Annotated in this window: 24 protein-coding genes and 1 pseudogene; 19 read left to right on the forward strand and 6 right to left on the reverse strand. The window is 47.7% G+C overall.

Annotated elements, in window-relative coordinates; all coding sequences use genetic code 11:
* Positions 1–109 precede the first annotated feature (109 nt).
* The 4 genes from GQF01_RS19560 to GQF01_RS19575 all read left to right on the forward strand — a co-directional run bounded on the left by GQF01_RS19560 (position 110) and on the right by GQF01_RS19575 (position 3,456).
* Positions 110–1,204 carry an MBL fold metallo-hydrolase gene (locus GQF01_RS19560; protein WP_161408416.1) on the forward strand — a complete coding sequence of 365 codons (1,095 nt, stop codon included), beginning with the start codon at positions 110–112 and terminating at the stop codon, positions 1,202–1,204.
* A 91-nt stretch (positions 1,205–1,295) separates the two neighbouring features.
* Entirely contained in the window at positions 1,296–1,721 is a 426-nt protein-coding gene (locus tag GQF01_RS19565; protein ID WP_161408417.1) for a hypothetical protein, read from the forward strand.
* 117 nt (positions 1,722–1,838) lie between these two features.
* Positions 1,839–2,069, forward strand: a complete 231-nt coding sequence (locus tag GQF01_RS19570) for a hypothetical protein (RefSeq protein WP_161408418.1) — start codon at positions 1,839–1,841, stop codon at positions 2,067–2,069.
* Positions 2,062–3,456 (forward strand): cobyrinate a,c-diamide synthase, encoded by a 1,395-nt coding sequence (locus tag GQF01_RS19575; RefSeq protein ID WP_161408419.1) that lies wholly within the window; start codon positions 2,062–2,064, stop codon positions 3,454–3,456. Before GQF01_RS19570 ends, GQF01_RS19575 begins: the two co-directional genes overlap by 8 nt.
* Before the next feature lie 54 nt (positions 3,457–3,510).
* On the opposite strand, the gene GQF01_RS19580 is transcribed toward GQF01_RS19575, so the two are convergent.
* Entirely contained in the window at positions 3,511–3,777 is a 267-nt protein-coding gene (locus GQF01_RS19580) for a hypothetical protein (RefSeq protein WP_145655423.1), read from the reverse strand.
* A 103-nt stretch (positions 3,778–3,880) separates the two neighbouring features.
* Between GQF01_RS19580 and GQF01_RS19585 the strand changes: the two genes are divergently transcribed.
* Positions 3,881–4,120, forward strand: a complete 240-nt coding sequence (locus GQF01_RS19585; protein WP_161408420.1) for a hypothetical protein — start codon at positions 3,881–3,883, stop codon at positions 4,118–4,120.
* Here the strand turns inward: GQF01_RS19585 and GQF01_RS19590 are convergent.
* The gene (locus tag GQF01_RS19590) at positions 4,087–4,320 is read right to left on the reverse strand and encodes a hypothetical protein (RefSeq protein WP_161408421.1); all 234 of its coding nucleotides are present in this window, start codon (positions 4,318–4,320) and stop codon (positions 4,087–4,089) included. The two genes, GQF01_RS19585 and GQF01_RS19590, sit on opposite strands and share 34 nt — an antisense overlap.
* Positions 4,321–4,436: 116 nt before the next feature.
* Between GQF01_RS19590 and GQF01_RS19595 the strand changes: the two genes are divergently transcribed.
* Complete coding sequence (locus GQF01_RS19595; RefSeq protein WP_235960102.1) at positions 4,437–4,628, forward strand: hypothetical protein; 192 nt, start codon at positions 4,437–4,439, stop codon at positions 4,626–4,628.
* A 70-nt stretch (positions 4,629–4,698) separates the two neighbouring features.
* On the opposite strand, the gene GQF01_RS19600 is transcribed toward GQF01_RS19595, so the two are convergent.
* Positions 4,699–4,872, reverse strand: coding sequence for a hypothetical protein (locus GQF01_RS19600; protein WP_235960045.1), 174 nt, complete (start codon positions 4,870–4,872; stop codon positions 4,699–4,701).
* Between the two features lie 135 nt (positions 4,873–5,007).
* On the opposite strand from GQF01_RS19600, the gene steA reads away from it, so the two are divergent.
* Genes steA through GQF01_RS19615 form a run of 3 tightly spaced genes read left to right on the forward strand, consistent with a single transcriptional unit; the run spans position 5,008 to position 7,756 of the window.
* Positions 5,008–6,168 (forward strand): putative cytokinetic ring protein SteA, encoded by a 1,161-nt coding sequence (gene steA / locus GQF01_RS19605; RefSeq protein WP_161408423.1) that lies wholly within the window; start codon positions 5,008–5,010, stop codon positions 6,166–6,168.
* Positions 6,165–6,896, forward strand: coding sequence for a glycosyltransferase family 2 protein (locus GQF01_RS19610; protein WP_161408424.1), 732 nt, complete (start codon positions 6,165–6,167; stop codon positions 6,894–6,896). The genes steA and GQF01_RS19610 overlap by 4 nt, the downstream gene beginning before the upstream one ends.
* The gene (locus GQF01_RS19615; protein ID WP_161408425.1) at positions 6,782–7,756 is read left to right on the forward strand and encodes an MraY family glycosyltransferase; all 975 of its coding nucleotides are present in this window, start codon (positions 6,782–6,784) and stop codon (positions 7,754–7,756) included. The genes GQF01_RS19610 and GQF01_RS19615 overlap by 115 nt, the downstream gene beginning before the upstream one ends.
* A 17-nt stretch (positions 7,757–7,773) precedes the next feature.
* Here the strand turns inward: GQF01_RS19615 and GQF01_RS19620 are convergent, their stop codons facing one another.
* Positions 7,774–8,031: a DUF2627 family protein gene (locus GQF01_RS19620; RefSeq protein ID WP_161408426.1), complete on the reverse strand. Its 258-nt coding sequence runs from the start codon at positions 8,029–8,031 to the stop codon at positions 7,774–7,776.
* 168 nt (positions 8,032–8,199) lie between these two features.
* On the opposite strand from GQF01_RS19620, the gene lpdA reads away from it, so the two are divergent.
* The 4 genes from lpdA (at position 8,200) to GQF01_RS19640 (ending at position 13,159) form a co-directional block, all read left to right on the forward strand.
* On the forward strand, positions 8,200–9,624 hold the full coding sequence (gene lpdA / locus GQF01_RS19625) for a dihydrolipoyl dehydrogenase (protein WP_161408427.1): 1,425 nt from the start codon (positions 8,200–8,202) through the stop codon (positions 9,622–9,624).
* 108 nt (positions 9,625–9,732) lie between these two features.
* Positions 9,733–10,743, forward strand: a complete 1,011-nt coding sequence (locus GQF01_RS19630; protein WP_161408428.1) for a thiamine pyrophosphate-dependent dehydrogenase E1 component subunit alpha — start codon at positions 9,733–9,735, stop codon at positions 10,741–10,743.
* A gap of 3 nt (positions 10,744–10,746) precedes the next feature.
* Positions 10,747–11,727 carry an alpha-ketoacid dehydrogenase subunit beta gene (locus GQF01_RS19635; protein WP_161408429.1) on the forward strand — a complete coding sequence of 327 codons (981 nt, stop codon included), beginning with the start codon at positions 10,747–10,749 and terminating at the stop codon, positions 11,725–11,727.
* 67 nt (positions 11,728–11,794) lie between these two features.
* The gene (locus GQF01_RS19640; RefSeq protein WP_161408430.1) at positions 11,795–13,159 is read left to right on the forward strand and encodes a dihydrolipoamide acetyltransferase family protein; all 1,365 of its coding nucleotides are present in this window, start codon (positions 11,795–11,797) and stop codon (positions 13,157–13,159) included.
* 3 nt (positions 13,160–13,162) lie between these two features.
* On the opposite strand, the gene prli42 is transcribed toward GQF01_RS19640, so the two are convergent.
* Entirely contained in the window at positions 13,163–13,267 is a 105-nt protein-coding gene (gene prli42, locus GQF01_RS19645; RefSeq protein ID WP_307719957.1) for a stressosome-associated protein Prli42, read from the reverse strand.
* A gap of 73 nt (positions 13,268–13,340) precedes the next feature.
* On the opposite strand from prli42, the gene GQF01_RS19650 reads away from it, so the two are divergent.
* Both GQF01_RS19650 and GQF01_RS19655 read left to right on the forward strand, forming a co-directional pair.
* Positions 13,341–14,471 (forward strand): M20/M25/M40 family metallo-hydrolase, encoded by a 1,131-nt coding sequence (locus tag GQF01_RS19650; RefSeq protein WP_161408431.1) that lies wholly within the window; start codon positions 13,341–13,343, stop codon positions 14,469–14,471.
* A 368-nt stretch (positions 14,472–14,839) separates the two neighbouring features.
* Positions 14,840–15,955: a DUF3866 family protein gene (locus GQF01_RS19655; protein WP_161408432.1), complete on the forward strand. Its 1,116-nt coding sequence runs from the start codon at positions 14,840–14,842 to the stop codon at positions 15,953–15,955.
* Between the two features lie 34 nt (positions 15,956–15,989).
* Here the strand turns inward: GQF01_RS19655 and mciZ are convergent.
* Positions 15,990–16,055: pseudogene (gene mciZ / locus GQF01_RS37115) on the reverse strand (Z-ring formation inhibitor MciZ); the annotation flags it as partial.
* Positions 16,056–16,151: 96 nt separating this feature from the next.
* On the opposite strand from mciZ, the gene GQF01_RS19665 reads away from it, so the two are divergent.
* From GQF01_RS19665 to fur, 4 genes are all read left to right on the forward strand, one after another.
* Positions 16,152–16,706: an NUDIX hydrolase gene (locus tag GQF01_RS19665; RefSeq protein WP_161408434.1), complete on the forward strand. Its 555-nt coding sequence runs from the start codon at positions 16,152–16,154 to the stop codon at positions 16,704–16,706.
* A 1-nt stretch (position 16,707) separates the two neighbouring features.
* Positions 16,708–17,886 carry an endonuclease Q family protein gene (locus GQF01_RS19670; RefSeq protein ID WP_161408435.1) on the forward strand — a complete coding sequence of 393 codons (1,179 nt, stop codon included), beginning with the start codon at positions 16,708–16,710 and terminating at the stop codon, positions 17,884–17,886.
* Between the two features lie 63 nt (positions 17,887–17,949).
* Positions 17,950–18,591 carry a stage II sporulation protein M gene (gene spoIIM, locus GQF01_RS19675; RefSeq protein WP_328803489.1) on the forward strand — a complete coding sequence of 214 codons (642 nt, stop codon included), beginning with the start codon at positions 17,950–17,952 and terminating at the stop codon, positions 18,589–18,591.
* Between the two features lie 105 nt (positions 18,592–18,696).
* Positions 18,697–19,182, forward strand: a complete 486-nt coding sequence (gene fur, locus GQF01_RS19680; protein WP_145655390.1) for a ferric iron uptake transcriptional regulator — start codon at positions 18,697–18,699, stop codon at positions 19,180–19,182.
* Positions 19,183–19,303 lie beyond the last annotated feature (121 nt).

The raw sequence follows: 19,303 nt of genomic DNA on the forward strand, positions 1-19,303 counted from the left end.
TGTTGTCCCGAATCGCAAAAAAATGGAACCAAACTTTACAAATTTACGTTATACATCTAAGTCAAAACATATTAATCACCGTAAGGTAAAGCTGGAGGCTGCGAAGAAGTTGTTATTAACATTAGCGATTGTTGTGGGGCTTATTGTTGTCATTGTTCTATTTATGTATGGATATCCGGTATTCGGGCGGCGACCTTCCCAGGAAAAAGCACAGAAATTATCACGCTCTCCCCAATATGTGCAAGGGAAATTTCAGAATCCTGTTCCGACGGGGATGGATATGAATTTAAGAACGACGTTGGGCATTTTGCGTGATTTTACCAAAAGCGCGCCTAATCGTCGACCGGCCACACCCTTAGTCATGGATGTCCCTCTTCTGCAAAAGGATGCCGAAACGAAGGTTACCTGGTTTGGCCATTCAGCGTCATTGCTTACCATCGAGGGTAAAGCGCTTTTGCTTGATCCTATGTTTGGCAGAGCACCCTCACCTTTTCCTTGGTTCGGGAAAGGGAGATACAGCGGCGATTTGCCTTTTGAAGTCGCGGAGCTGCCTGTTATTGATGCTGTCGTGTTATCTCATGATCACTATGATCACTTGGATTATGGTTCAATACTGAAAATTAAGCACAAAGTGAATAAGTTTCTAGTCCCGCTTGGGGTCGGAGGCCATCTGGAAAGATGGGGCGTACCGCCAGAAAAGATCGCGGAATACGATTGGTGGGATGAGTTCACCTATGATGGACTGACATTTGCGTGTACACCGGCAACGCATTTCTCAGGAAGAAGCATGACAGACCGCGGCGCTACACTTTGGTGCTCATGGGTGATCAAAGGAGAGCAGTCAAGTGTCTTTTTCAGTGGTGACAGCGGGTATTCGCCACACTTCAAAGCGATTGGCCAAAAATACGGCCCTTTCGATGTTACATTAATGGAATGCGGGCAATACGACGAACGCTGGGCTGATATACACATGCTGCCGGAAGAGACCGTACAAGCCCATATGGAGGTGAAAGGAAAGCTGCTCATTCCCATCCATTGGGGGGCTTTCACTTTAGCGCTGCATGATTGGTTCGATCCAGTGGAGCGGGCAGTTCGGGCAGCAAATCTACATCACGTCCGTATCGCAACGCCGAAAATTGGTCAAACCGTTGATATACATGCCAATACAATACAGACCACTACCTGGTGGAAGGCGCAGAGTTAATCGCAAGAGATGGTAAGAAACTGGATAGTAGGCCCTCAGCATGGTATGATGGGTAGGATTTAGACAAGTAATCAGGAGAGTAGAATAATCTATGGTTGAGCAAAAAAGTGAAAGAAAATTTCATTTCCTGGGCGTTCTGCTAGGTATTGCCGTTGATAATTTGGGGACTTTGGTATCAACTGCACTGATTGGCAGCCTTTACTTTGGGAGTAGCCCAGTGAATGAGCAGGCTGTAAGCACATTTTATTCGAATGTCATGCTTTTACTATTGTTTTTAGTAATTGGCCTGTTCTGGTCGTTTCTTGGCGGGTATGTCGCTGCTAGGGTGGCCAAACGTGCGGAATACTTCAATGCTGCATGTATTGGTGTGATAGGGGCGGCTATCGGGTTTGATTCGATGATAAGCGATAACGGTATCCCATTATGGTATGAGCTTATTGGCTTCTTCGCTATTGTGCCGGTTTCCCTATTAGGCGGTTATTTGGCTCTAAAGAGGAAAAAGGCGCCATTGAAATGAATATGGGTAGTTCGGAGAGACTCGGTGCTTCACCGGGTCTTTTGGTATTTGGATTTTTCATCACGAAATACGTTATACTAGTAAGCATTACTTTATACGATTGAGAGGAATTCAACTATGCCTAAATATGCGAATGCAAGTGCGGAAGCTACTGAGTTTTTACGTCAAAAAACAGGAAGCAGCCAGCTCGAATGCTATACATATATTGACCCGAATCGGGCGGAAGACAGTTTTTTTATTGTCAAAACGAGTAATAAAGTTATCCATGTCTCATTTTCGGAAATGAGCTATGAAGCGACCAACTATCAAAGTTTACTAGAAGGGCTTTATCGGGCTATCTATGAATAAACGCGTGATACGCAGAATTATTATTGCTGGAACAGGCAGCGGTGTAGGTAAAACAACCCTTTCCATTGGTATTATGGCTGCATTGCAAAAAAGGGGACTATCCGTTCAAGGTTTTAAATGCGGCCCTGACTATATTGACCCGACCTATCATACCGCTGTTACCGGCAGGCCTTCCCGCAATTTGGATTCGTGGATGGTAGGCCGTGAAGGGGTTAAGGAACTGTTCGTCCGAGGAAGCGGCAGTTCCGATATTTCGGTTATCGAAGGGGTGATGGGGATGTTCGATGGCAAAGATCCATCCACAGACGAAGGAAGCACGGCTGATATTGGCCGTATTCTTGAAGCTCCCGTCATTCTTATTGTGAACATTGCGAGCATGGCAAGAAGCGCAGCAGCCATTGTCAAAGGCTTTCAGCAATTTGGGCAAGGCGACAACATTGTCGGAATCATCGTTAATCGTGCCGGGAGTGAAGGCCATTACGGGATGGTGAAGCAGGCGATCGAGCAGGAATGCGCTGTTCCTGTTCTTGGCTACCTGCCGCGTGATGCGAGTATTGAGCTGCCGGAAAGGCACCTAGGACTTGTTCCCTCCATCGAGAGAGGTGAGCTGCAGCCCTTTTTTGACAAATTGGCTGAGCAGGTAGCCGCTTTTGTGAATTTGGAGCAGCTGCTTGAGGTGGCGGTGGCACCGCCTGTTGAAACTCGGCCGCTGCTGTTTACTGACGCAAATACTACATCGCCGAAGCGTGTCAAAATTGCAGTAGCCAAGGATGCAGCGTTTCACTTTTATTACCCTGAGAACCTTGAGCTGCTGGAAGATGCAGGCGCAGAGTGCGTATTCTTCTCGCCTCTCGCAGGGGAAGAAGTTCCCTCAGATGCAGATGGCTTATACATCGGAGGCGGGTTTCCGGAAGAATTTGCTGAGCGTTTAGGTGCAGATGAGCAGGTAAAGGCGTCTTTCCGTAAGCGGATTGGGGATGGCCTCCCAACCTTGGCGGAATGCGGCGGTTTCATGTATTTAACGGAGCAGATTGTAGATACAACAGGAAACGCTTATACCATGGTAGGACTTGTTCCTGGGAAGGTTACCATGCAAAAGAAACTAGCCGCATTAGGCTACCGTGAAATAAAGGGTATGCATGAAGACAACTTCCTACTCTCATCTGAGGGAAAGGCACGAGGACATGAGTTTCACTATTCCACTTTTGAAGCGGCGGAGGGAGTAGTTATACCGGCTGCGTTTCAATCGAGTGGACGTAAGGGGATGAAAACAGAAGGGTACGCCAAAGGCAACCTTGTAGCTGGCTACACACATTTGCATTTCGCTTCGAATCCGGGCATTGTGACAGATTGGATCCGTGCCTGCGAGCGTTATAAGGCGAAATAAAGCAAAATGGTTGGTCAGGATATGCTCCTGTCCAACCATTTGTGGCTTCAAGTATTATTTTATGAGTGTTAAAGCTTGATCTGCGATGGAATCTTTATAACGGTCTAGGCAGTTGCAAAGGTAATCTTTGCGGCAGATCGGGCAAGGTTCTTTCATCAATCTATTCAAATCGGTAACTCTGCCGATTCCGGTTTCGGAATCTCTTTCAAAGAATAAACGGCATTTGTTCCGGTCTTTCAATGAAACGACCACTTCGAAAAGACCATTTTTTTTATTATCACTAACGATTGTTGCGTCTACTACTTGCGGATCATAAGCCATAAGTAATTCCTCCTACTAGCATGCCCTTATCTTTATTAGCTTGGGCGCATTAGTATATTATATAAATAAAAAAGTTTTATTTCAATAGGAGGCCCTGGCGCTCGTGATAATCGATTATTGTGAACAGGAAATAGTGGAAGGCAAGGTGCAGCTCCATATCGGTCTGCAATTCGAAGATGAGCCTGATTCTTTATATGTAGCCGAGTTGGCAGTGGATGAAGATGGCGTTGTTACGGAGTGGAAGCTGTTTTTTAATGGGTTTGATTGCAAGTACACGTTTCGTCCTGATGAGAAAGAAGCCTTCATCCACTATGCGGCTGAGCAAGGCATTACAATTTCATGAAAAAAGGAATCGTCCCCATGTGGATGGTTCAAATTCCTTGATTTGTGCTTATGCAGTTGTTTGGCTTGTAATTCTTTGAGGCTTGGGGTCTTTTTGGATACGGGATTCACGCCGTTCCAGTGCAGACGATGAATCGCAGGATCGAGTTTACCTTCTCGTAAATGACGCTGCCGCAGCTTTTGCGCTTGCGATTTGGACATAGGACGTTCCTCTTTTCGTTGTAGAATGTTTCTTGCACTTCTTTATTGTAAATATCAATGGAACTAGTCGCAATGGAAAGTTTTTATGTAAACAAATTATAGGTGAGTCGAAAAGGGTGAGTGAGTTGCGTATCAGCATTCAATTGGCTGTGGCTGGCGACATGGTAAAGCAAGATGTGCTTGAAATAGCTGAGCATAAGCTTGGGGAAATGACGGAGGAAGAAATCGAGAGTGCGATTGAAATTAAGATACGTACTTGGGTGGATCGTATGATTCAGGTGGAGTGGGAAGTTATTGAAGAGGAATAAGGTTAAAAAATAGCTCCGAGGGTGGCAATTCGCCGCCTCTCGGAGCTTTTCTATGTGTGACTATGTATGTTTAGTGAACGATATTGCCCACTCCTGTTTTTTGCAAGGCGTGTTCCCAACTTGGGTAGTAATACAGGGCGTTTTTCATTAGATCAGGATGCAGCTTCTTCACATTTTTCTTGGCTAGTGATTCCCCTGTGCTGTGAAGCTGCACAATATGGCCTAGCACTTCATCTGCGCTCATGTTTAGCTCCATGGATTCATTTCTCTCCTTTCCTCAAGAATATAAACTCAATGCTTGCCATTAACTGGGCATATTATACATAGAATTTCATGGCAGAGGACAAAATAGAGGTATCTATAGACGAAAGGAAAGTCGGTGTCTATTTTGAATTGGTCCTCGCTGTCATTGTTTTCTTCTAAGCCGCTGCCGCATTGCAAAGGGAGAATTAGCGTAGGCGCGATCACGAAAGTTTTGCTTCGTGACTTACCTCCTGGGCGCATCGTTGTGCTCCAGCATCGTGACCTCGATGAAGTAGCTGCTCAAGAGCTTATTGATCAGAAAGTAAAGGCAGTCATTAATTGCGAGCAGACCATGAGCGGCAGGTATCCCACTCATGGTCCTCTCATGCTGCTTCAAGAGCAAATTCCGATATGGGAAGCGGATAGCGCTGTATTCGAAGCTTTTAAGATGAATTCGGAAATCACGGTTTATGAAGATCGGATCCTTTTGGAGGATCAGGAGATTGCTTGCAGCCTTTTTACACGTGAGAAATGGCTCAGCATGCAGCAGCAAGCGAATGAACGGACAACGCAGCTGATGGAACATTTCATTGATAATACGTTAACCTATGCCATGCGCGATATGCATGCGGTTATGGAGCCGCTGCCGCAGATTGCTATCCAAACGAACTTGGAAGATAGACATGTGTTGATTGTTTCTAGGGGAAAAGGGTATAAGAAGGATTTGCTTGCTGCAAAAGCTTATATTGCCGAGGTCAAACCCGTGCTAATCGGGGTGGACGGAGGAGCCGATGCTCTTCTGGAATGTGGTTATCTGCCACATCTCATTGTTGGGGACATGGATAGTGTGACAGACAAGGCACTTTCCTGCGGTGCTGAGCTCGTTGTTCACGCCTATGCCGATGGAACCGCGCCGGGGTTGTCGCGAATAGATGCGCTGGGGCTGTCTGCCCATGTGCTTCCATGTTTTGGTACAAGCGAGGATATGGCCTTGCTATTAGCTTTTGAGAAAAGATGTGAAGTGTTAGTTACTGTAGGCGCGCGTACACATATGATTGATTTTCTGGAAAAAGGCAGAGCAGGCATGGGCAGCACGCTTCTGGTAAGAATGAAAGTCGGGGCGCGACTGATCGATATCAAAAGTATCGGCATCCTATATAAGTCTCGCGGTTGGACGAAAGAGGCAAGTTCAACCTTGTTTCTATCGCTCTTTTTTATCGCATTGAGTCTATTTCAATTGCATTGGATCGTGAAGCGGGTAGCCCATGTCGTTTGGAAACTCGGAGGTGAAGGATGAAACCTTACATATCCATTATCATTCCGGCTTGGAATGAAGAAGGAAGCATTGCGCACACGCTTAGACATCTGCAGGACCAAGCGGACCTGTTGTTCAATCATGCAATGAGAGTTGAAATTATCGTGGTGGACGATGGCAGCTGCGATAAGACTTATGAAGCCGCTTGGCCGTGGGCAGACAAGCTGATTAAGCATAAACGCCGCTGCGGCAAAGGGGCGGCTATGCAGTCAGGAGTCGCCGAAGCGAGAGGCGACCTCCTGCTTTTTCTGGACGCCGACCTGCGGTCTACAGCCGGACGTGCGCTCGTTCTCATCGAGCCGCTGCTGCGGCATGAAGCGGACATGGCGATCGCGAAGCTGCCGCCGCCGCGCACCAAAGCCGGCTTCGGCTTGGTGAAGGGCTTAGCCCGCCGCGGCATTCGCCGGCTCAGCGGCTATGAGACCGAAGCACCCTTGTCCGGACAGCGCGCTGTGCGCGCGGATCGGCTCCGGGAGCTGGGGGAACTGCGACGCGGCTTCGGCGTGGAAGTCGCGTTAACGATCGATGCGGCGCGGCGCGGCCTGCGCATCGTGGAGCTGGACGTGCCAATCGCGCATCGGGAGACGGGGCGAGATTGGCACGGGTTCGTGCATCGCGGCAAGCAATTCGCCGCGGTCAGCATGGCGCTGCTTTCTCGCTGGAAGGAGAGAAAGCAGGTATGGTACTCATCGGATCGATCCTCGATTTGATTGTGATTGCAGCGGCAGGGCGATGGCTGCTGTCTCACGTTCAGAGGTTCCTGGAGGCTCATAATCAAGTCGAGACGAACTATGCTGGACAGGTGATCCCACGAGGTCTTGGCGTGCTTCTGTGGCTCCTTCTGTGGCTGCAGGAGCTTATTTTACAAGTGGTTGTGTGGGTAATGAATCATTTGCAGATAGATTCGTTGTCATTGGCGGGACCTTTTGACACGAACCATCACGTATTTACTTTTGCGGCTACCCTCATTTTCTTGCTTGGTTGGACGGATGATTTAATCGGCAGCAAAGCCGTGAAGGGTTTGAAAGGTCATTATCGCTACTGGCGCGAAACGGGAACATTCTCCATGGGAGCCGTCAAGGCGCTCGGAATTGCGGTGGCTGCGGGATGGCTGGTATTGTCTGCCCATAACGAACAAACCCCTATCTGGTGGCTAGGGGGACAAATGGTTGTGCTTATGTTGATGACGAATGCACTCAACTTGCTTGATGTTCGTCCGGGGCGTTCGTTGAAGTTTTTTTTCACAGGTGTAGTAACTGTAGTGCTTGCAATCATCATGATTGCGGGTGACAGCATTCTGAAGTTATTTCCTATATGGCCAGTATGCTTAGGCGGATATTTGGTCTATCGCATGGATGTTCGAGGCAGGGGCATGCTGGGGGATGCCGGAGCGAACCTGCTTGGTTTCACGCTTGGTTATACCGTCATCATGACCCTTCCATGGCAGCTTCAATGTCTGATGGCTATCGTCCTCATCTTGCTGCATAAACAGGCTGAAGTAAGTTCCCTTACCTCACTCATCGAGCGTAACCGATTCTTAAATTGGCTAGACCGTCTAGGCCGGACTTGAGAAGTTGAGGGTCCGGTCTATTTGCGGCGTTTGGCTTTAAACTTAGGTGCTAGATAATTGCGTTTGCGGTCACGGAAGAAGGTCCATCCACCAATAAAGGCAACTCCCAATAGAAAAAGAATAAAACCGAGAAGAAATTTGCCCCATAACATGTGGCCGCCTGTGTCGAATTGAGCAAAAAAAGCGTCTTTCATGGAGAGAAATCCATAAGTTGCTGTCAAACCGGGAATAACGAGTAGAAGAATGGCGATAAATCGGTAAAATGGTGCTTTCATAGCTGCTCCTTACATCTAGGTATCATGGTATTTCTATCATCATACTCTGAAACGGTTTGCCTGTCTAATTCACAAATAAGACTATGATTTCACGTTCAAAAAAGGTTAATATAGTAGAGACTAGCGTATACATATGATGGTACTGAGGGCTATAGGAGGAATTATATTATGAGTGAACATAGATATGATGTGGTAGTTCTAGGCGGCGGAATCGGCGGTTACACGGCTGCTATCCGTGCTGCTCAGCTTGGCAAAACGGTGGCTGTTGTGGAAAGAGAGAAACTTGGGGGCACTTGCTTGCACCAAGGCTGTATTCCAAGCAAAGCCTTGCTTCGAAGCGCTGAAGTGTATGCAACAATGAAAAAAAGTGAGGAGTACGGCATCACGTCAGGCTCCCTTGAACTGAAGTTCGAGAATGTGCTAGCTCGCAAGCAGCGAATTGTTGATCAACTGCACCAAGGGCTGCAATTCCTTATGAAGAAAAATAAAATTACTGTTCATTATGGCAATGGGCGCATTATCGGGCCTTCGATTTTCTCACCACGCAGCGGAGCAGTATCTGTTGAGAAGGAAGACGGTGATATCGAAACATTGCTTTCGAGTAATTTGGTGATCGCTACCGGCTCCAAACCGCGCAGCTTACCAGGACTTGAGATTGATGGAACGCATATCATGACAAGCGAAGATGCGCTGCGAATGCAAGAGCTTCCGAAGTCGATCATCATTATTGGAGGCGGTGTGATTGGTGTGGAGTGGGCTTCCATGCTGCGCGACTTCGGTGTTGAGGTGACCGTGGTTGAGTATGAGAAACGATTGGTCAGTCTCGAAGATGGCGACATATCCAAGGAACTGGAGCGCCTGTTCAAAAAACGCGGTATTAACTTGGTGACTGGCGCAAAAGTGCTGTCTGATTCTGTGAAGATAACGGAAGGTACGGTCACTCTGCAAGCGGACAAGCAAGGCGAGATGATTGAACTGCAAGCTGAGAAAGTGCTTGTATCTGTCGGTCGAGCAGCCAATGTGGAAGGCATCGGACTTGAAAATACGGATATCAAAATTGATAAAGGCGTCATTCGGGTGAATCGTTTTATGCAAACAACGGAGTCCCACATTTATGCGGTCGGTGATGTGATCGGCGGATTGATGCTGGCGCATATGGCTGGACATGAAGGGATTTTAGCTGCCGAGCATATTGCGGGGCAAACGCCGCATGAGCTTCAGGCGCACCTGGTTCCAAAATGTACATACACAAGACCTGAAATTGCCAGCGTAGGTTATACGGAGCAGCAGGCAATCGATCTGGGTCGTCAAGTAAAAGTGGGCAAATTCAGCTTTAAAGGGATCGGGAAAGCACTTGTCTACGGCGATACGGACGGATTCGTCAAAGTGATTGCTGATAGTGAGACCAATGACATTCTCGGAGTGCATATGATTGGACCGCACGTAACAAATTCGATTTCCGAAGCGGCTTTGGCTCAGGTGCTGAACGCAACGCCTTGGGAAGTTGGACAAACGATTCATCCGCATCCTACGTTATCCGAAGCTTTAGGCGAAGCTATGCTTGCTGTGGATGGAATTGCTATTAGCGGATAAAAAATTGTAATCATACGCATTTGCGTTTATAATAAGCTTATAGAGTCAAGTCTTAGGACCAGGTAATAAATTAACCGTTTGTAAAACTATTTTAAGGAGGCAACCTCCATGTCCATTGGTCAGCTTTATAAGCATAGAACATTAGGGTTATCTGACGAAGTCGTTATTCGTATGTATAGAGTCATGAGTCTTGCGGCTAAATATGATGAACGTGCCTTTATGCTGCAGCGTGCGGGCAAAATTCCTTTCCATGTTTCCGGGATGGGGCAATATGCAGGTCAAGTAGGGATGGCTTTCGCAATGGAAGCTCAGAAAGATTATTTCCTGCCTTATTATCGTGATTATGCGTTTGTACTAGCGGTTGGCATGACCGTAAAGGACCTTATGCTTGCTGTATTCTGTAAAGCAGAAGACGTTAATAGCGGTGGCAGACAGATGGCAGGGCATTTCGGTGATCGGAAAAATCATATCGTAACAGCTTCTTCACCTGTAACGACACAAGTCCCTCATGCTGCTGGTATCGCGCTTGCTGCAAAAATGAAAAAGCAAGATTTGGTTACTTATGTATCTTTCGGCGAAGGCTCCAGCAACCAGGGGGATTTCCACGAGGGATGTAACTTTGCTGGTGTACATAAACTGCCTGTTATTTTTGTATGTGAAAATAATCAATACGCCATTTCGGTGCCGCTTCATAAGCAAGTAGCTGGCAAAATTTCAGATCGCGCGCTGGGGTATGGCTTCCCAGGTGTGCAAGTCGACGGCAGCGATGTTTTGGAAATGTACCGTGTTACCAAGGAGGCCAGGGATCGCGCAGCTCGCGGAGAAGGCCCAACCTTGATCGAAATGATGTCCTATCGTCTGATGCCGCACTCCACTTCCGATGATGATATGCTGTATCGCACGAAAGAGGAAGTTGAGGAAAATCGTCAAAAAGACGGTATCGTTAAGTTCAAAGAATACTTAATGGAGTGCGGTCTGTGGAGCGATGAGCAAGATCGTGAGCTTCAGGAAGAACTGAAGCAAGAAATTAATGAAGCTACGAAGTATGCGGATCAAGCGCCATTTCCGAAGCCGGAAGATACGCTTCGCCACGTTTACGCAGAAGGAGATGACCTCTAATTTATGGCAGTCATTACTTATTTGGAAGCTATCCGCTCTGCGATGCAGGAGGAAATGCAAGGGGACGACAATGTATTCGTCCTCGGTGAAGACGTTGGTAAAGGCGGTGTCTTGAACACCACCAAAGGGCTTCGCGATCTGTTTGGAGAAGATCGCGTGCTGGATACACCGCTGGCGGAATCCGCTATCGTCGGTGTAGCCATCGGCGCGGCAATGTACGGCATGAAGCCGATTGCCGAAATTCAGTTCGCCGATTTCATCTTCCCGGCAACAAATCAAATTCTAAGCGAAGCGGCGAAGATTCGTTATCGCTCCAATAATGATTGGTCATGCCCGATTGTAATTCGTGCGCCTTACGGTGCAACCGGCGCAGGTGCCTTGTACCATTCCCAGTGTCCGGAGTCGGTTTTCTTCGGTACGCCGGGCTTGAAAATCGTTGCGCCTTCTAATCCCTATGATGCGAAGGGACTACTGAAAGCGGCGATCCGTGATGCGGATCCCGTGCTGTTCTTCGAGCACAAGAAGGCTTATCTTGCGCTGTCTGCTGATGTGCCGGAAGAGGACTACATCGTGCCGATTGGCAAAGCTGACGTGAAGCGTCAAGGGACGGACATTACGGTCATCGCTTATGGGATGGTCGTGAACTTCGCGCTGCAAGCGGCTGAGGAGCTAGCGAAGGAAGGTATTTCTTGCCACGTGCTAGACTTGCGTACGCTGCAGCCTTTGGACAAAGAAGCGATACTTGAAGCTGTGAGAAAGACGGGCAAAGTACTCATCACACACGAAGATAACAAAACAGGCGGCGTTGGGGCGGAAGTGTCTGCCATCATCGCTGAAGAACTGCTATTTGAACTCGATGCACCGATCGCTCGACTTTGCGGGCCGGACGTACCGGCTGTGGGCAGCAATCCTCCCATGGAGAAGTTCTTCCTGCTCAATAGCGATAAGTTGAAGGAAGCAATGCGCCAGCTTGCCATGTTCTAATTGATTCACAATTCCTTTGGTCTGATTTCATGCCATTGATCATTTCCTGAACTTAGGAGGTACACCCATGAACCAAACGAACGGTCGACTAACCGAGGTAACGGTTCCGCATTTAGCGGAAAGCCTCGTTTCGGCTACAATCGGCAAATGGCTGAAAAAGCCAGGCGATTATATCGAACAATATGACGTACTCTGTGAGCTTTTCACAGAGAAAGTGAATACAGAAATGCCTTCACCGATTGAAGGCAGACTAGTGAAAATCATTGTCGGCGATGGAGAAACAGCGGCTGTCGGAGAGGCAATTTGTTTGATCGAGGAGTCAGCGGGAGATTCGGCTGGTTCACCAGCAGCAGCTGTGGAAATGGCTGGCAGCACGGGGGCGTTCGTGCCGGCAGAAGATAGCGACCAAAGCATGCGCGGCCGTTTCTCACCGGCCGTTCACCGTCTTGCCCAAGAGAACAACGTAGATTTATCACGTGTGCCTGGGACAGGGCTTGGCGGAAGAATTACGCGCAAGGATGTTGAGCAGTTCGTCGCAGGCGGAGGCTCCAAGTCGGCTCCTGCAGCCGCGGCAGTGCATACGAATCAACAAGCAGCGCCAGTTGCAAGCAGTACGCCAGCGCCACAAAATGAGGCGCAGTCTGCCAATCTGCCAGTGCGCAGCTCCGGCATCCATCTGTCTGCGAATCCGCAAACACCGCTGATTGAAGCGGAAGGGCACTCGCTGGACTCGCGCAATGAGCACTTCATCGATGTAACGCCAATTCGTAATGCTATTGCGACCCGTATGCGTCAAAGCGTAACGGAAATTCCGCATGCCTGGACGATGATTGAAGTGGACGTAACGAATCTCGTGGTTCTGCGGAATAAAGTGAAAGACGAGTTTATGCGCCGCGAGGGCATTAACTTAACGTATTTGGCTTTCATGATGAAAGCAGTCGTCAACGCGATTAAGGATTATCCGATCATCAACTCGGTATGGGCTGTAGATAAAATTATCGTGAAACGCGATATTAATATCTCCCTATCTGTAGGCACGGAAGATTCGGTTATGACACCAGTGATCAAGAAGGCGGATCAGAAGAATATCGCCGGACTAGCTAGAGAAATTGATGAATTGACGAAGAAGACGCGTGCGGGCAAGTTGTCATTGAATGACATGGTTGGCGGAACGTTCACGGTTAACAACACAGGCTCCTTCGGTTCGATTCTGTCTTATCCGATCATCAACTACCCGCAAGCAGCCATTGTGACCTTTGAATCGATTGTGAAGAAGCCTGTCGTTATTCAAGATATGATCGCAGTCCGCTCTATGGTTAACCTATGTCTGTCGCTTGATCACCGCATTCTGGATGGTGTAATTTGCGGTAGGTTCCTTCAGAGGGTCAAAGAAAACTTGGAAAGTTATAATGCCGATACAAAAATTTATTAAAACTTAGGAATCAAAAAATAATCCGGCTGTAAACAATATGCTGGATAGCAGCATGGTGATGAGCATGACGTAAATCACGACTTTAAACCAACGTCTATTCTGCAACATGAAGAGTCACTCCTTTATTGTAAAAGCTTGTACTGTCATATTGTAACCCATAGTGAGTATCGGAGGAAAGTACATGATTCAGCAAAACCGTTTAGTGGAAGAATTCATTTCGCTCGTACAAGTAGACAGCGAAACTCGCTTTGAGCAAGAAATTTGTGTCGTATTGAAAGAGAAATTTAGTCGTTTAGGCTTAACTGTCGTTGAAGATGATTCGATGGCAAAAAGTGGTCACGGATCTGGCAATTTGATTTGCACATTGGAAGCAACGGACAGCAATACCGCTATCCCGACGATTTTCTTTACATCGCATATGGATACAGTAGCTCCTGGCAATGGCATTAAGCCGCAAATCGGCGAAGATGGCTACATCCGCAGCGACGGAACTACGATCCTGGGCAGTGACGACAAAGCTGGTATCGCAGCTATGCTTGAAGGTATTCAAGTACTCAAAGAGCAAAACGTTCCTCACGGTCGCATTCAATTCGTAATTACGGCGGGTGAAGAAAGCGGCTTGAAAGGCGCCCGTGCCATGGACCGCAAAATGATGGAAGCTGAATTCGGCTTTGCGCTGGATTCCAATGGCAGCATCGGTGATATTGCTACTGCAGCGCCTGGCCGCGCGGAAATTGAAATTATTTTCCACGGCAAATCGGCACACGCAGGCGTTAACCCGGAAGATGGCATCAGTGCGATCCAAGTTGCTTCCAAGGCTGTTTCACGCATGTCCCTTGGTCGGATTGACAACGAAACAACAGCGAATATCGGTAGTTTCTCGGGTGTAGGTCCACTTAACGTTGTATGCGATAAAGTGAAAATGGAAGCAGAAGCTCGCAGCATCGTGCAGCACAAGCTGGAAGCGCAAATCGCTGCGATGAAAGAAGCTTGTGAATCCGCTGCAGCAGATGCTGGGACGACTTGCGAATTCAAAGCAGACATCGTCTATGCTTCTTACATGCATGACGACTCAGCGCCGATCGTGCAGCTCACATCCAGAGCGTTGTCAACACTTGGCTTAACTGCTCGCACGTTCCACTCTGGTGGCGGCAGCGACGCGAACATTTTTAATGGCATGGGGATTCCAACGGTGAACCTTGCTGTGGGCTACCACGAAATTCATACAACCAAAGAACATATCGCCATCAGCGATCTGGTCAAAACGGCTGAATTGGTCGTTGCTCTTGTGAAGGAAGCTGCCAAAGTTTAAATATCTGTCCAACCGATTAGTACTTGCCGAATTGTGGCGTGCTGATCGGTTTTTTAGTATGTCAGAGGGAGTTGTTCCCGTGAAGGTTCAATAAGCATTGGACTAAATCCAACGAAAAGGCAGTTCTTAAGGCTGGATCTCTGATTTCATTGGATTAAATCCAACGTAATTATTGATTTAGCGGATAAAAGATCCTTTTTTATGTGTCTTGTTGGATTTCATCCAATGTAAAGTTGATTAGCCGCCTTAAAGGGGGGCTTTGGTTGGATTTCATCCAATGAGCTCTACAAAGACATAATAATTAAGCTTAACTCCGCGTTAATCCACATATGCTGCAAGTAGGTAATGGCCAGAAGGGGGAGAAAAGGATGATGAGGCGGGAAGAAGCGGTGGTCAGCGCGATTATTTCCGTTAGGGAAGGGCTGCAGGTCGTCCGTGTTAGTATGCGGCACAGTGGCGAGGAGAAGCTCGCTGTGCATTATACCGATAGCTCACCGCTGCTGCTTCCAGGTGATGTGGTTGTTCTGAATGTAACAGCTGAGGAGCTTGGATTAGGATCCGGTGGTTATCACATCGTCCTGCCTACTGACACGAGCAACAGCGATCTTCCTGCAGATGATCTGGCCAGCGGACATATCATGAAACTCAAATACACCCCGTTACAGCGGAGTGTGCTTGCTGTGGAGGAAGAGCACAGCAGGTTTCATGCTATTTTTCAAGGTGAGAAGAATCTGGAGGGTATGCCTGTCTTACTTGGGGAATTGCATAGTATGCTGCCTGTGGCGTTGTGTTGGCTTCGATACCGCGAGCAGCAACAGTCAAATCAAACGGCGAGGAACGTGTCCTACATCATGACGGACGCGGGAGCACTCCCGCTTGCCTGGAGTCAGCATGCCGCGCAGCTGGAGGCTATGGGGTGGCTTCAAAGCACGATAAGCTATGGTCAAGCCTATGGTGGAAAGCTGGAGGCCGTAAATAAATTTAGCGCTTTGATTGCTGCTAAGCATGTTGCTAAAGCGGATCTGTGTCTGGTCATGATGGGTCCAGGAATTGTAGGTACGGGAACACGGTACGGTTATTCTGGTATTGAAGTCGGGGAACTCGTTAATGCCGTATTCGCTTTAGGCGGGACTCCAGTCGTGATTCCGCGCCTTTCATTTGCAGATGAGCGGCCACGGCATCGAGGGATTAGCCACCATACGCTAACTGCTCTGGAGCTTGCTGCGAGATGCCCAGCGATTGTACCTTTACCGATATTAACGGGAGAGAAGCACGCGATCATTGAAGAGCAATTGAACCGTTTGGAGCCGCATCGGGTACACATGATGGCACCCGCACGGGCGGAGCAAATCGCGGAGTCGCTCCGTCTTTACCCACTGGAGATTACCTCGATGGGAAGGGGATTATGGCAGGACCCTGTTTATTTCCAAGGTGTTTGCGCTGCTGTGGATTGTGTAATGCAGCTGCATAATCAATCAACGTGATGTTCGGTCCACCTTGCTGCAGCATGAGCTGAAGCTGACGTTTAATTTCCCAGGCTTTTCCCACCAGACGAATTTGTCTTTCCGCTACATAACTCTTCATCTCGATCTTCCTCTTTTCGGGTTGAAATTTGATATAATGATCGATATGCAAAAGTAGGACAAGTTATTCCAATTAAGAAATTGATGAGGTGTTCAGATGACCGTGCATAAGAAGTTCGAAGAAGTCACTGTTAAAACGGAATCCATTTATAAAGGCAGAATTATTTCACTTCAAGTAGATACCGTGACATTGCCAAACGGGGAGACAGCTACAAGAGAAATCGTCAAGCACCCTGGAGCGGTGGCTGTCATTCCTTTAATTGGGGATAAAATGATCGTCGTGGAGCAGTACAGAAAACCGCTTGAGAAAAGTCAGGTTGAAATTCCTGCAGGCAAGCTGGATGCTGGCGAAGAACCTTTGAAAGCAGCTTTACGCGAGTTAGAGGAAGAAACGGGGTATCGGTCTGACAACGTGAAATTGGTTAGTTCCTTTTATACGTCGCCAGGATTTGCTGATGAAATTATCCATCTGTATATCGCGGAAGATCTGGTTAAAGGAAACGCCAACCCAGATGAGGATGAATTTCTGGAGTGCGAAGCGATTACGCTGGAAGAAGCTCAGCAGTATATGCGCGATGGCCGTATAAGCGATGCCAAAACGATTATGGCTGTCTACGCATGGCAGTTATATAAGCTAACGGGCCAGATCTAGGATGAAGTCTTACTACGTAGACCTTCATATTCATATTGGACGGACTGAGAGTGGCCAAGCTGTGAAGATCAGTGCCGCGAATAACCTTACTTTTTTCAATATTGCCCATGAAGCGGCCGTCCGCAAAGGAATGGAGATTATCGGCATTATCGACAGCCATTCGCCATCCGTGCAAGACGATATCATGACCTATTTGGATCGTGGTGAAATGGTAGAGCTGGAAGGTGGAGGTATTGGGTATCGGGATACAACGGTCATTCTGGGATGTGAGATTGAAGTCAGAGAACCTGGCATGGGGCCAGCGCATTTGTTAGCCTATATGCCTAATCTTGATGTGATGCAAGGATTTACAAAATGGATGAAGGGGCATATGAAAAATGTAGAGCTTAGCTCTCAGCGAATTTATGTGCCTGCACGAGTTCTGCAGGAAGAGGTGCTCGGAAGAGGGGGAATCCTTATCCCCGCTCACATTTTCACGCCTCACAAAAGTGTATATGGCAGCGCAACGAGCCGGATGGAAAATTTGCTTGATTTGGAAGGTATTTCTGCAGTTGAGCTTGGGTTGAGCGCTGATTCGGAGATGGCTGGACTAATTTCTGAGCTGGATCCATTTACTTATGTAACCAATTCAGATGCGCATTCACTGGGTAAAATCGGTCGCGAGTACAATGAAATACAGCTAGCTGCACCTACCTATGAGGAACTCGTTATGGCACTGCATCGCCGGGAAGGGCGTGGCGTGCTCGCAAACTACGGGTTGAACCCTCGCTTGGGCAAGTATCACCGAACCTATTGCTCCCTCTGTGAAGCGGTTCTGGATGAACAAGAGGGCACAGTAGAGCGCTGCGCAGATTGCGGCAGCAACAAAATCGTTCGAGGCGTTATGGATCGCATTATGGATTTGGCGGATCGAGAAGAGCCATATCTGCCTCCTTATAGGCCGGCCTATCATTTTCAAATCCCGTTAGAGTTCATACCTGGACTTGGACCTAAGAAATTGAATCAATTGCTTCACCGTTTTGGAACGGAGATGAATGTCCTGCATCGCACGACGCAGGAAGAGCTGGTAAGTGAAGTCGGAGAAGAGATAGCCGGTTACCTTGTCGGCGCGCGTGAAGGCACGCTTTCGCTTGAGGTTGGCGGAGGCGGAAGATACGGCAAAGTGAAAAATCGTTCATAGTTTCTAGTACTCGCTCATAAGCTTGTCTTTGTAGAGGTTGTACACACGGGAGGAGCTGCGAGAGTGAATAGGAACCTAACGATGAAACAATATATGAAGGACAATATGCCGCTGTTTATATTCGTCTCCGTACTCTTTCTCATTGGAGTTGTGTTCGGCGCTGTGATGGTTAATGCGCTTTCCTTGGAACAAAAGCAGGAAATGACGCGTCATTTGGGAAGTTTCTTCCATGAAATTAATGACGGCGCCGAATTTGACAGCAGGCAGTCGTTCGTTCAATCTTTTGGCATGCATATGAAGTGGATTCTACTGATCTGGTTGTTTGGGCTGTCCGTGATTGGCCTCCCGCTCATCCTTGTCCTGGATTTTCTCAAGGGTGTGCTCATTGGGTTCACAGTTGGCTATCTGGTCGGTCAAATGTCTTGGAAGGGCATGTTGTTTGCGCTGGTTTCTGTAGCTCCGCAAAATCTGATCGTCATTCCGGCGATTCTCTTCTGCAGTGTTGCAGCGATGTCTTTTTCCATTTATATGATTAAAAATCGATTTATGAGCCGTAATGGCAACATGTACCAACCTTTCATGCGTTTCACAACTTTAACACTTCTCATGGGTTTTTTCCTTCTTGGAGCAGCACTTTGGGAGGGTTATGTAGCGCAATTGATGATGAAATGGGTCACGCCGATGCTCGTTCCGCTCTATGGATGACAGAAAACAACATGTTTCTGTTTGACTTTGTCAGCAAGCTCCCCCTATAATGAAAAGAGTGGCTAAAATTGGGCTTGGATGCCCACCTTTCTGAGGGGGAGGCATATGGAAGCAAGGATTGAGAAAATTAAGCAGCAGTTGCAATCCCAAGGGTACAAGCTTACCCCTCAACGGGAAGCGACTGTGCGTGTACTTTTAGAAAATGAACAAGATCATCTTAGTGCCGAAGACGTGTTTATGCTTGTGAAGGACAAAGCTCCGGAAATCGGTCTGGCAACCGTGTACCGAACATTAGAGCTGCTGAGTGAGCTGCATGTCTTGGAGAAAATGAATTTTGGCGATGGCGTAGCTCGTTATGATTTGCGCGATGACAGCACTCGTCACCATCACCATCACCTAATCTGCGTCCAATGCGGGACTGTGGATGAAATTATGGAAGACTGGCTAGGGCCTTTAGAAGAAAGGCTGGATACGGATTTTCATTTTCAAGTATTAGATCATCGACTTGATTTTCAAGGTATATGCTATCGCTGTAACGAACGAGGGAAACCGGACTCATTGGACAAATCCAAGAATAACAGCTCGGAATAGAGCTGTTCATACTAAGAAAATGCCTGTAAGCACATGTTGTGCGTACAGGCATTTTTGCATCTTTCTCATATACTGGATATTAGGTAATAGAATCTCCTTCCACATAATTGGACTGGAAGCA

The organism is Paenibacillus silvestris, from assembly GCF_009882985.1.
Taxonomy (GTDB): domain Bacteria; phylum Bacillota; class Bacilli; order Paenibacillales; family NBRC-103111; genus Paenibacillus_E; species Paenibacillus_E silvestris.

Bases quoted from the DNA above. Each gene is read 5' to 3' on its own strand.
- GQF01_RS19650 (WP_161408431.1), top strand. From the start codon at position 13,341: ATGATTCAGCAAAACCGTTTAGTGGAAGAATTCATTTCGCTCGTACAA.
- GQF01_RS19620 (WP_161408426.1), bottom strand. From the start codon at position 8,031: ATGAAAGCACCATTTTACCGATTTATCGCCATTCTTCTACTCGTTATT.
- GQF01_RS19580 (WP_145655423.1), bottom strand. From the start codon at position 3,777: ATGGCTTATGATCCGCAAGTAGTAGACGCAACAATCGTTAGTGATAAT.
- GQF01_RS19570 (WP_161408418.1), top strand. From the start codon at position 1,839: ATGCCTAAATATGCGAATGCAAGTGCGGAAGCTACTGAGTTTTTACGT.
- GQF01_RS19575 (WP_161408419.1), top strand. From the start codon at position 2,062: ATGAATAAACGCGTGATACGCAGAATTATTATTGCTGGAACAGGCAGC.
- GQF01_RS19590 (WP_161408421.1), bottom strand. From the start codon at position 4,320: ATGTCCAAATCGCAAGCGCAAAAGCTGCGGCAGCGTCATTTACGAGAA.
- GQF01_RS19640 (WP_161408430.1), top strand. From the start codon at position 11,795: ATGAACCAAACGAACGGTCGACTAACCGAGGTAACGGTTCCGCATTTA.
- lpdA (WP_161408427.1), top strand. From the start codon at position 8,200: ATGAGTGAACATAGATATGATGTGGTAGTTCTAGGCGGCGGAATCGGC.
- GQF01_RS19565 (WP_161408417.1), top strand. From the start codon at position 1,296: ATGGTTGAGCAAAAAAGTGAAAGAAAATTTCATTTCCTGGGCGTTCTG.
- GQF01_RS19665 (WP_161408434.1), top strand. From the start codon at position 16,152: ATGACCGTGCATAAGAAGTTCGAAGAAGTCACTGTTAAAACGGAATCC.
- prli42 (WP_307719957.1), bottom strand. From the start codon at position 13,267: ATGTTGCAGAATAGACGTTGGTTTAAAGTCGTGATTTACGTCATGCTC.
- GQF01_RS19630 (WP_161408428.1), top strand. From the start codon at position 9,733: ATGTCCATTGGTCAGCTTTATAAGCATAGAACATTAGGGTTATCTGAC.
- GQF01_RS19670 (WP_161408435.1), top strand. From the start codon at position 16,708: ATGAAGTCTTACTACGTAGACCTTCATATTCATATTGGACGGACTGAG.
- GQF01_RS19635 (WP_161408429.1), top strand. From the start codon at position 10,747: ATGGCAGTCATTACTTATTTGGAAGCTATCCGCTCTGCGATGCAGGAG.
- GQF01_RS19600 (WP_235960045.1), bottom strand. From the start codon at position 4,872: ATGAGCGCAGATGAAGTGCTAGGCCATATTGTGCAGCTTCACAGCACA.
- fur (WP_145655390.1), top strand. From the start codon at position 18,697: ATGGAAGCAAGGATTGAGAAAATTAAGCAGCAGTTGCAATCCCAAGGG.
- GQF01_RS19655 (WP_161408432.1), top strand. From the start codon at position 14,840: ATGATGAGGCGGGAAGAAGCGGTGGTCAGCGCGATTATTTCCGTTAGG.
- GQF01_RS19610 (WP_161408424.1), top strand. From the start codon at position 6,165: ATGAAACCTTACATATCCATTATCATTCCGGCTTGGAATGAAGAAGGA.